The 10754-nt window shown below is 43.0% G+C and carries 13 protein-coding genes; 5 read left to right on the top strand and 8 right to left on the bottom strand.

Annotation, left to right across the window (positions count from 1 at the left end; translation table 11 throughout):
• Window positions 1-91 precede the first annotated feature (91 nt).
• The 4 genes from SLU01_RS17490 to SLU01_RS17475 form a co-directional block, all read right to left on the bottom strand.
• The gene (locus tag SLU01_RS17490; RefSeq protein ID WP_170232746.1) at window positions 92-1111 is read right to left on the bottom strand and encodes a DUF4179 domain-containing protein; all 1020 of its coding nucleotides are present in this window, start codon (window positions 1109-1111) and stop codon (window positions 92-94) included.
• Entirely contained in the window at window positions 1086-1628 is a 543-nt protein-coding gene (locus tag SLU01_RS17485) for a sigma-70 family RNA polymerase sigma factor (protein WP_147060749.1), read from the bottom strand. Before SLU01_RS17485 ends, SLU01_RS17490 begins: the two co-directional genes overlap by 26 nt.
• Window positions 1629-1890: 262 nt before the next feature.
• Window positions 1891-2628: a hypothetical protein gene (locus tag SLU01_RS17480; RefSeq protein WP_147060748.1), complete on the bottom strand. Its 738-nt coding sequence runs from the start codon at window positions 2626-2628 to the stop codon at window positions 1891-1893.
• A complete protein-coding gene (locus SLU01_RS17475; RefSeq protein ID WP_147060747.1) occupies window positions 2621-3175 on the bottom strand; it encodes an RNA polymerase sigma factor in 555 nt (184 codons plus the stop codon). Before SLU01_RS17475 ends, SLU01_RS17480 begins: the two co-directional genes overlap by 8 nt.
• 145 nt (window positions 3176-3320) lie before the next feature.
• Between SLU01_RS17475 and mntA the strand changes: the two genes are divergently transcribed.
• The 3 genes from mntA to SLU01_RS17460 are packed head-to-tail and all read left to right on the top strand — an operon-like array spanning window position 3321 to window position 4892.
• Window positions 3321-3731: a type VII toxin-antitoxin system MntA family adenylyltransferase antitoxin gene (mntA, locus tag SLU01_RS17470; protein ID WP_147060745.1), complete on the top strand. Its 411-nt coding sequence runs from the start codon at window positions 3321-3323 to the stop codon at window positions 3729-3731.
• On the top strand, window positions 3724-4131 hold the full coding sequence (hepT, locus tag SLU01_RS17465; protein WP_147060743.1) for a type VII toxin-antitoxin system HepT family RNase toxin: 408 nt from the start codon (window positions 3724-3726) through the stop codon (window positions 4129-4131). The genes mntA and hepT overlap by 8 nt, the downstream gene beginning before the upstream one ends.
• Before the next feature lie 32 nt (window positions 4132-4163).
• Window positions 4164-4892, top strand: a complete 729-nt coding sequence (locus SLU01_RS17460; RefSeq protein WP_174842677.1) for a Fic family protein — start codon at window positions 4164-4166, stop codon at window positions 4890-4892.
• An 85-nt stretch (window positions 4893-4977) separates the two neighbouring features.
• Here SLU01_RS17460 and SLU01_RS17455 read toward each other — a convergent pair whose 3' ends face one another.
• The 4 genes from SLU01_RS17455 to SLU01_RS17440 form a co-directional block, all read right to left on the bottom strand.
• Entirely contained in the window at window positions 4978-5304 is a 327-nt protein-coding gene (locus SLU01_RS17455; RefSeq protein WP_147060739.1) for a type II toxin-antitoxin system PemK/MazF family toxin, read from the bottom strand.
• 3 nt (window positions 5305-5307) lie between these two features.
• Entirely contained in the window at window positions 5308-5577 is a 270-nt protein-coding gene (locus SLU01_RS17450; protein WP_246111037.1) for an AbrB/MazE/SpoVT family DNA-binding domain-containing protein, read from the bottom strand.
• Window positions 5578-6064: 487 nt separating this feature from the next.
• Window positions 6065-6757: a hypothetical protein gene (locus tag SLU01_RS17445; protein ID WP_147060736.1), complete on the bottom strand. Its 693-nt coding sequence runs from the start codon at window positions 6755-6757 to the stop codon at window positions 6065-6067.
• Window positions 6750-7574: an ABC transporter ATP-binding protein gene (locus tag SLU01_RS17440; RefSeq protein WP_147060734.1), complete on the bottom strand. Its 825-nt coding sequence runs from the start codon at window positions 7572-7574 to the stop codon at window positions 6750-6752. Before SLU01_RS17440 ends, SLU01_RS17445 begins: the two co-directional genes overlap by 8 nt.
• Before the next feature lie 178 nt (window positions 7575-7752).
• On the opposite strand from SLU01_RS17440, the gene SLU01_RS17435 reads away from it, so the two are divergent.
• Complete coding sequence (locus SLU01_RS17435; protein WP_147060732.1) at window positions 7753-8736, top strand: ABC transporter substrate-binding protein; 984 nt, start codon at window positions 7753-7755, stop codon at window positions 8734-8736.
• A 38-nt stretch (window positions 8737-8774) separates the two neighbouring features.
• Window positions 8775-10700, top strand: coding sequence for an iron ABC transporter permease (locus SLU01_RS17430; RefSeq protein ID WP_246111038.1), 1926 nt, complete (start codon window positions 8775-8777; stop codon window positions 10698-10700).
• The last annotated feature ends 54 nt before the right edge of the window (window positions 10701-10754 follow it).

Raw genomic sequence — 10754 nt, 5'->3', positions numbered from 1 at the left:
AGGCGAAGCTGAACAAAAAGCAGCCTGCACGCACCGGGAAGTAGCGGTACGGGCGGGCTGTTTTTGTTTTGACTCAATTATTACCTTTTACTTAATCTGATACATTCACTTTAAAGCTTTTGAAAGGATACGTTTTCTCCCGATAAGCGGAGTAATCAATAACAGTTTTACCCTCAGGAATATACATAACCGGATTTATGGTCAATTGAGTAACATCCTCATCTATGGGCACAAATAAAAAAGTCCCTTTTTTATAACGTGCACCGGTTGATCCACCATAATTCATTTTATATTCATTTCCGTTTTCGTCGAAAACTTCAAAACGAACGAAACTCCCTATATGTTGATCATACGGACTTTCGACTTTGTAATTAATAAGCATTCCACCCGGGCCAGTGTTGATGGAACTCACAATCAATTTCAAATCTTCAAGTTGCTGCACTTCATCGATTGCAATCTGCTTAACTACCTGTTTGACAACCGGAATATGGAAATCCCATTCTTCACCGCCTTCCCCTTCAAACCACAGTCCTAATTCGAATTTTTCCTTCAGCGGTACCGTTTCTTCTTGATAGTACCCCAATTCGTAAATTCCAGTCCTCTCCATTGGACTAATGACTACCTCAGCATCTCTTCCCATTCCGGAAGCATACTGTTGGCCGTCGATTGTCCACGAAGGCATTAAGTAATTATCAGTAATTGGAACATCCGATACCAATGAATAACTAAAAGTGAACCTTGTTCCATCATAGAACACCTCATCGATCGTCAGTGATTTCCCGTTGACCGTTTTCGTCTCGCCGACTATTTGAGTTAAGCCTGTTTCGCTTACTTGTACTAGTCCTTTATCGTTGGATTGGCTAAAAATGGAGCCGATAATTGGGATTTGTGATACGAAATTCGCCATTGCTGGAGAAATAGCCGCTGAACCGACCAATATGCCTAATGACAGGACGGCAGCACTTGTCCCAATTGCCAATCGCCGCCAAATAATCCCTTTTTGTTTCGGCATCTCTCCATCCAAAACCTTTCCTATAATGGCATCCAGCTTTTCAACAGGCACTTGGATTTCATCGACTTCCTTCTTAAATGATGAAATTTTGTCGTTCATCAACATACACTCCCTTCAGTTTTGACTTCAACTGTTCAAGCCCCCTACGAATATTCGTCTTCACCGTTCCTTCCGGGCATTCCAAAAATGCCGCAATCTGTTTTACAGTGAAATCATCGTAGTAACGCAATAACAAGACGGTCTTATACTTTTCTTCCATTTCTTCAAGTGCCTGCATTAAGTCGATCTGCACTTCGACGCCAACATGTCCATCTTGCCTATCCACTTCAATCATCTCCTGATGGATCGGCACAATGTTCTTTTTATTCTTCAGCATCTGAAGCGCCGTGTTGATCAAAATCCTTGTAATCCAAGTAGAGAAATAACGGTCATCCTTTAATAAAGACATGGATGTGTACGCTTTGAGAACCGTCTCCTGAAATACTTCCAATGCATCATTTTCATTTTTCATATAAATGAATGACATCTTATACAACTTTTCTTTCTCCTCGTGTATCAGCGTCTCAAACGCCTGCTTATTCCCTTTTTTCGCACGTGCAACCAATTTTCTTTTCAAGACCAATCGGCACCCCCTTTTCTGACTCTATCTATTAGAGCATCATATCACTGAAAGCGATTCAACTTTTTGAAAATGGATGGGGAGTGGGAGAAGAATATAAAAAAACAGCCAATCCACACCAAAAAGAATCGGTGTAGATTGGCTGTTTTCGTCTGCCAGCATTATTTTACGAAATCACTCGAAGTGCTCGGCGGTGACAGCGGCGGCGCACTCTGGTGGTTTCTGGGCTTATTGGACAGTCCCGGACTGCCCCTTTTATCTATTTGCTTTCTAGTTGGTTTAAAATGTTTTGTTTCACTTTTATTTGATTGGCATATTTCTCATACAAATCAGCTTTATATTGATCCGGCGTATATTGATCATTTAACACACCATCTGAATAAAGCCGTGTAATAAACTCGTTTGAAGTGAGCATGGATTCGTAGTGCTTTAAAGTTGATGGGTGCGTAAAGTATTCTTCTGCTGTAACGCCTAGCCTTTTTGCTAGTTCCTCGTTGATTTGGATCATAATCAGATCATTAGATTCCCCTATTGCCTGCTTTGTTTGCTCTGCGTATTCCAAAACCCCTTGTTCGGTCACGACAATTCCATGAGTTTTCGCCTCGTGCTGTAATAATTCATCTTCAATTAATTGATCAAGTATTTCCCTGTCAGTTAAAGCGAAGGGAATATTATTCAGTTCATGAATGAACCGTTTGTTTTCTTTGAAATCGACAAATTGTTTTAACGTAATTGTAAACATGTCGGATTCCACCACTATTATCGAATCATCTATAGCAGCCGTTTTTTGATCCTTTGATTCGAAAAATTCGCCTATGGAAATATAGTTGGAAAAAACAATAGGCGTCGTGCATAGTAGTAAAAAAAGTGCAGCGACAGTTGGCAACATCCAACGTTTAGTCTTTTTAGGTGCAGCCTTCTGTAAACGGTTATAGGCGACTTCATGTAAATCATCAGGCAGAGGAATTTGTTCTATGGATTTTTTGATTTCATTCATAAAAATCTACCTCCTGAATTTGTATGCGCAATTTCTTCAAAGCTCGATAGCAGACGGATTTTGCGGTTCCTAAAGGCATTTCTAAAAGTTCGCTCGTTTCTTTGAATGTATAGCCTTGATAGAAATGAAGAAGAATGACGTTTTTTTCTTCAGTTGATAATTCATTGATCAAATTTTGCAAAGTGAGCTTTAGGGAAATATCTGTAGATGCAACATCTAATGACGCTAACTGCTTTTCGTCAATATGTATCACTTTTTCTGAGCGCTTTAATTTAGAGAGGCAAATGTTTATGACAATTTTGATGAGCCACGTTTTAAAGTACGCCGGTTCTTTCAAGGTATTCATTTTTTCATAAGCTTTTAAGATTGTTTCTTGAACAACATCTACAGCATCATGCTCATTTTTCATATAGACAAAAGCCATTCGGTACAAATCAGCCTCATATGGCTCGATGCATTGGATGAAAGCTGTTTGATTTCCCCGTTTGGCTTTCTTTATAAGCTTTTCAATGAGAATTACCCCCTTTTTGACTTCCTCTCTATACATTAGACAATTTACATTGTAGTTTGGCTTATAAAATATGAAAAATTTTTTTACTCAAGTGTAAAAGACAGACAAACTTATTATGCTATATGAGTGGAGTGCAGTTTTTTCCTTAAACATTTATACTATTGATAAGGAGGTGATACGTGTGCTAACGAATGAAATAAAAGAACAACTTATTGAAAAGGTAAAACAAGAAGTCGATCCAGCTTTCATTATCCTTTTTGGCTCTTTTGCAAAAGATACGGTACGTGAAGAGAGTGATATTGATCTCGCTTATTTCAGCAACAAGCAACTATCATCTTATGATCGTTTTCTGCTCTCAAATGAGCTTGCTTTAATTGGCGAGCGTGAAGTGGACTTGGTAGATATTAAGAGTGTTGACACAGTTTTCACGATGCAAATTTTTGCACATGGTATTCCTATCTATATAGAGGATGAAAATGAATTCATTCGTCAAAGAATGCGAGCCTTTAGCATGTATACAACATTAAATGAGCAACGAGCCGTGATACTAAATGACATTAAGGAGAGGGGAAGTGTATTTGGGGATGAATGATGTCATTTTAAACAAAACGACAACGATTGAGCGCTGTCTAAACCGAATTCATGAGGTGTATGAAGGAAATCCTGAAAATTTAACAAACTTTACGAAACAAGATAGTATCGTGTTAAATATCCAACGTGCTTGTGAAGCAAGTATTGACTTGGCTATGCATGTTGTGAGCGAGCGTAAATTAGGCGTTCCAAAAACGAGTCGTGAAGCATTTAAGCTTTTACAGGAAGCGGATATGATTGAAGCGGATCTTGCAAAAACATTAATGAATATGGTTGGCTTCCGCAACATCGCTGTTCATGATTATCAAGCTCTTGAACTTGATATTTTAGAGTCAATTTTAAATAAACATGTTGACGATTTCAAACAGTTCACAAAGGTGTTTTTACAGTTGGAAGATTAATAATAAAAATGGATATCGAGGAGGTGGATCATTTGTTTGAACGGATTGATGAAAAAAAAGCACAATTGGATGCTGCTCGTCCTCTACCCAAATATACATTAAAAAGTTTACGAGAAAAATTATTTCTGGAGTGGACCTACAATTCGAATGCAATAGAAGGAAATACCTTAACTATGAACGAGACCAAAGTTGTTCTTGAAGGGATTACGGTTGGTGGAAAAACGTTAAGGGAGCATTTGGAGGTCATCAACCATCGGGATGCCATAAATTATGTGGAGGAAATTGTCCAAAAGAAAGAATCACTTTCTGAATGGCAAATAAAAAATGTGCATCGATTAGTGTTAAAAGGAATTGATGACGCATATGCAGGTGTATACCGTAGGGAGCAAGTCTTTATTTCAGGTGCTAAGCATACACCTCCAGCTCATTATAGAATCCAAGAAAAAATGGAGCAGATGATGAATTGGTACTATGAAGATGGTATCCACCTTCATGCTGTCGAGCGGGGAGCAATGCTGCATGCCATTTTTGTAGGCATCCATCCTTTTGTAGATGGCAATGGTCGTACTTCTAGACTTCTGCTTAATTTAGAACTTATGAAAGATGGGTTCCCTCCGGTTGTTATTAAGGTGGAAAACCGATTAGCTTATTATGAAGCACTTGATAAAGTACATACGACAGAGGATTCCAGCGATTTTATTGCGCTTGTAGAACATGAAGTAGAAGATTCTCTCGACCTATATCTAAGTGCGATCAGTTAGTAGTAGGCAGCCCTATACCAGCATTTTTTATAGTTGGAGAACAAAATGAAAAAAGGTAATTCCTTACTATCGGAAATACCTTTTTTCATAAAAATGTTCTGATCTTTTTTAAGCATAATTCAATCACATCATCAGGAACTTTATCTTTTATTGTTGCATTTCTCGCACGAAAATCTAGATTTTTCAATTGATCAAGGATTACTACGCCTTCAACTTCTAAACCCTCAGGCAAATGAACATGAAAGCCCCATTGTCTTGTTGTATTGCTTATCGGACATACAGATGCATAGCCGGTTGTTTCATTGAATCTCTTAGGTGATAATACAATCGCAGGTCTTCTCCCAGCTTGCTCTCTACCTGTTTGAGGATTGAAATCCAAGTAAATAATATCTCCTCTGTCTGGAATTTGCATCTGTTATATGTCTTCCCTTCCGGCAGGCTCACTAAAAAACTCCTTGTGGGGGTTGCTGCCTTCACATTGTGCTAGTAATTCTTCCAATGTGAACTCATTTTCAACAGGTCTAATGATGATTCTTTCACCATCATCTGAGATCTCTAGTTGTGTACCATTAACGACACCGTATTTCTTTGCTATCTTTTGGGGGATGCGAACGCCGATACTTCCTCCCCATTTTTGTGCAGTCGTCGTCATAGCCAACACCTCTTTTTTATTTGTTTCCACCATTATATCCCCTCCAGAATTGTTTGTATATACTTATATATATTCCCCTGTTCGTTAAAAAAATACACTTTTCTACTATGACTGCATTTAAGACAACTAACGGGTCAAGGATACTTAATCCTTTGAAATGGCATGGGTTTGAACCCTCACGGCTGACGTGATTCTCGAGAGAATCACTGTCGGCGGTAAAACGTTAAGGGAGCATTGAGGGGTAATCAACCATCGTGAGCGCAACGCAATTGAACGGGTTCGTAACACAATGAAATCGGCTCGCAATGCAATCAAAAGGGTTTGCAACACAAACAAGCTGGTTAGCAACGCAATTAATCAACTTCGCAACGAAACTAACTGCTATCGCAACGAAACCAAACTATAAGGGGGTGTTTAGTTGATAGCGAAAAAACTTATAAAAGCTATTGATCACGCTAATCGACAGATCCAACATATAAAAACAGCCTGCCTACACCAGTAAAAGTGCTAGCAAGCTGTTTTAATTTTTATTTAACGGGCAATACGGACATTTCTCCGTATCGGGCAGTTCCTTTAATAGGCAGCAAGTTGTCCGTTTATAATTTGCCATTGCTTCAAGCGGTTCTTCATTCTGCAAATACTGTTTAAAAGGCGAGCGCCTCATATGTGGTTTCCAAGTTTCATCATCCACTAAGAAATCAAGGTCACTTTGTGCTGTAGAACAGTCTTCGTTGAGAAGCATGGAATACATCCAAATGACGTAACCCCATACATTCTCCCACAGGATCAGCTTGGAAACATGCGCGCGCTTGCTCATATAGTCGACGACGGGATGTCCGTACTGTTCGAGAACGAAACGGATTGCTTCGTGCCGGTCATGGATGTCCTCGAAGGAATCGGGTGCAATGGAAAACTGTATTGTCCCGTTCTCGACGAATAAAGAGACGTCCTCCAATTTGCCGGTAAAGAGCAGGTTGAATTTGCTGAGCATATGGAACAGCCCCGTCAAGAAGAAACCGTGCCTTCTCATATAAACAGAAGCGGCCACAGCGTCGATCGGCGCACCGGTTAATGTTTTAATTTCCGCAAACAATACAGTGCTTGCCGCTTCCGATAAAATCGATTTGGCGTTCGTGAATGCATCAGGCTGCCTGTTCAGAAATATGCCGAAACGTTCCAAAGATGCAATTTGCTCGTCGTTCAGTTCAGGCACCTGTATTGCTCCTTACTTGTTGCACGACACAACGCCCACGGCCAAAAGGCACGCAATGTGGAGTTCCGAAAAGGGGATCCGTCGACACTTGGCATTCCATGCTGAATACCGCGCGGACAAGATCGCAAGTGATAATGTCTTCCGGCCTTCCTTGCGCGTATACCCCACCGTCTTTAATGGCGACAATGTTATGTGCATATCGGGAAGCCAAATTCAGATCATGGAGCACCATGACGATTGTGCGCCCTTTTTGTTCATTCAACTCAAACAAGAGATCCAAAATTTCAATTTGGTGGGTCATGTCAAGATATGTCGTAGGCTCATCCAACAGAATGACGTCCGTGTCCTGAGCTAGCGTCATGGCAATCCACGCACGCTGACGCTGGCCGCCCGATAGTGTGTCGATCGCCTGGTCGCGCAAGTCACTGATTTTGGTCGCTTCCATCGCCGCCTCGACTTTTTTCGTATCTTCTTCCGTCCAGCGGGAAAGCCACGATTGGTGAGGATAGCGGCCTTGTTTAACAAGGTCAAGAACCGTCAATCCTTCAGGTGATACCGGTCCTTGGGGGAGGATGCCCATCTTCTTTGCTACATTACGGGAAGACATCGAATGGATATCTTTCCCTTCCAGCAAGACGGAGCCGTCCGAAGGCTTCAACAAACGGGCGATTGAACGGAGCAATGTGGATTTCCCACAACCGTTGCTCCCAACAAAGACGGTAATTTCACCGCGGGGAATCGCTAAATTCAAATTCTCGAAAAGAAGGTGATTTTCATAGCCGATGGATAGGTTTTTCGTATTTATCGTAGGGTGCATGTATAATGCCTCCGTTTCATTTCTAATCCGTAGGAATGACAACTCTTAATACTTAGTAGCATATCATATTTCCGTTCAGTTGAGAATGAGAATCATTCATCTAGAAAATACTTTACAAGTGGCTTGTTGAAAGATTACACTACTGATTGATAATGATTATCAGTATGGAGGAGTATAAATGAATAAATACATGAAGATGTTGCTGTTTTTAGCGCTCAGTGCAGTTCTGTTAGTTGGCTGCTCATCGAAAAAGAATGAAGATAAAGGTGCTGTCAACGATGCCGAAGGAAGTGTAACGATAACAGGAGCGAACGGCGAAGTAACACTTGATAAGCCTGCTAAGAAAGTCGTCGTGCTTGAATGGACGTACGCGGAAGATCTACTTGCACTTGGCATACAACCTGCTGGAATGGCGGACATCCAGGAATACCATAACTGGGTGAATATCGATGCGGAATTGAGCGATGATGTTGTCGATGTCGGTGGAAGACAAGAACCGAATTTGGAAGCAATCGCCGCGATTGAGCCGGATTTGATCATCGGTGTCAGCTTCCGTCACGATGCACAGCTAGCGGATTTGGAGAAAATTGCTCCGACCGTTATTTTCAATCCGTATCCGGAGGACGAGTCGATTGATTTGTATAAAGAAATGACAACGACCTTCAATGAAATTGCGAAGGCTGTAGACAAGACGAATGAAGCCGAAAAAGTGTTGGCGCATTTAGACGAGAAATACGAAGAAGCGAAAACTGAAATTGAGGAAGCAGACTTGAAGACGAAGGATGTCATCTTGACGCTTGCTTACACAGGTCCACAAGCGCCGGAAATCCGTGTTTTCACGCCGAATTCCATGGCATCTCAAATCCTTGAGAAAATCGGTTTGAAAAACGTACACATGCCAGATCAATTTGAAGTATTCGGATCAAGTACGTTCAACGTTGAAGGGCTGACGAAATACGAAGATGCAAACTACTTGTATTCCGTCCAAGATGAAGACAATGTGTATGAAAAACAATTGAAAGACAACGCTGTTTGGAAAAATTTGAACTTTGTCAAGGAAGATCGACTATTTGACCTTGGGGGCGACACTTGGTTATATGGAGGTCCGCTCTCAGCTGAAACAATGCTGAATCAAATCGTCGATACGATGGTTAATAAATAATGGCGGGAAAGGCTTCGGGGAAAAGATCGTTGTTCGTTATGATCATCGGTCTTTTCCTGTTGGTCGTTTTATCGTTCATTCATTTAACGCAGGGCCAAGCTGATTACACAGTTTCTCAGCTTTTGAAGGAGGTTTGGGTGGAGGGACGTATACAGGATATCGTGCTTTCTCTCCGGCTTCCACGGTTAGCGATTGGAATTTTAGCGGGTGGGGCACTCGCGGTTGCGGGTGCCATTTTACAGACGTTGACGAATAACCCGCTAGCATCTGTCAGCACGCTTGGCATCAATGCCGGTGCATATTTCTTTGTCGTTGTTTCGATGATTTTCTTTCCATCGTTTCTAGGGAATTTCCCTTTTTTAGTTGCGTTAGTAGGTGCGGTTCTTTCTTCAGTACTAGTTGTTGTCCTGGCAGGGAAGCAGATGGAGCCTGTACGTGTCGCATTGACGGGGATGATCATCTCCCTGTTGTTTGCTTCCATGACCGGCTCGCTGCAGCTGTTGTTTGAGAATCAGACAAACGGCCTCTTTTTATGGGGATCAGGTACGCTTGTTCAGTTGAATTGGAACGGCGTCACCTTTGCGGGCCCGATGATCCTTGTGTTATTCATCGCTGCGTTAGGCATTGCAAAGCCGATGGATATTTTGTCGTTAGGTGAAGACGTTGCATCCTCACTTGGTCAAAATGTCCGATTCGTCAAATTGATTGCATGGGGAGCTGCAATTTTGCTTGCGGCGACGACGGTCAGCGTCGTCGGCCCGATCGGCTTCATCGGCTTGATGGCCCCGCATATCGTTCGGATGCTAGGCGTGCGCGGCCATTTACAAATTTTTCTTCAGTCGTTCCTATGGGGCAGTGTGATGATGATCGGGGCAGATGTCTTAGGCAGGGTGATCCAGCCGGGGCAGGAAGTTCCTGTCGGTGCCATGACAGCGTTAGCTGGCGGTCCTTGGCTCCTTTATTTGGCATGGAAGACGGCGAAATCGCATACGAAAGGCGATCGTCAAATGGGAGGCGCTTTAAAGCCGGTCAAACTACCTGTTGTCATTTCGATTGTCACGATTTTGATCGTCGCTGTCTTTGCACTGGCATTTTCCTATAACGGCTTGTCTTGGTCCCTTGATTGGATGAAGCCGGTCGTCTGGAATTTCCGTGTGCCGCGTGTGCTCACTGCTTTCATCATCGGCATAATGCTTGCACTTGCCGGTGTTTTATTGCAAGGTGTCTTGCGGAATCCATTGGCGGATGCAAGTGTGTTAGGCGTCACCTCGATGGGGGGCGCCGGGGCGATGCTGCTCTTGGTCGCAATCCCGGCAATCCCTGTACAGTACATGCCGCTTGGAGCGGTAGTAGGCGCCGCTGTTGCTCTCGGTATCATTATGCTGACAGCTTGGAAAAACAATTTTCAACCGATGCTCGTCGCGTTGATGGGGATTGCAATATCAGCATTCGGTTCTGCGGCGACGCAAGTGTTTGTCGTGAAGGCGAAATTGGCGGTCGCCGCGGCACTCGTCTGGCTTTCGGGCAGCACGTATGGAAAGGGCTGGGAGGATGTGCAGCTCTCATTGCTGTTTCTAATTCTGCTCATCGGTCCGGCCATCTATTTAACACGCAGCTTGGATGCGTTGACGTTTGGGGATGACGTGGCGGCTGGTCTCGGCCTATCCGTCAAATCGACGCGCGTTTGGGCGTTGATCGTCGGGGTGGCGATCAGTACGGCAGGGGTCGCCATTGTGGGCACCATCGGATTCGTTGGCCTAGTCGCGCCTCATATTGCCCGTAGATTAGTAGGCTTCCGCCATTTGCCCCTGCTCGTCGTTTCGGGCTTGATGGGCGGTCTGCTCTTAGTGACGGCTGATTTTGTCGGACGCATATTGATAGCGCCGAAAGACATTCCGAGCGGACTCATCGTCGCGCTCATCGGCACGCCGTATTTGTTGTATTTATTGAGGAAGATGAAATGAAACAGCCACACACTCCTAGGCTACGGAGCGTGTGGCTGTTTTTGGAATGAGAAC

Origin of the sequence: Sporosarcina luteola (assembly GCF_007991495.1) — a bacterium.
Taxonomy (GTDB): Bacteria; Bacillota; Bacilli; order Bacillales_A; family Planococcaceae; genus Sporosarcina; species Sporosarcina luteola.
This window is presented reverse-complemented; position numbering and strand designations above follow the sequence as displayed.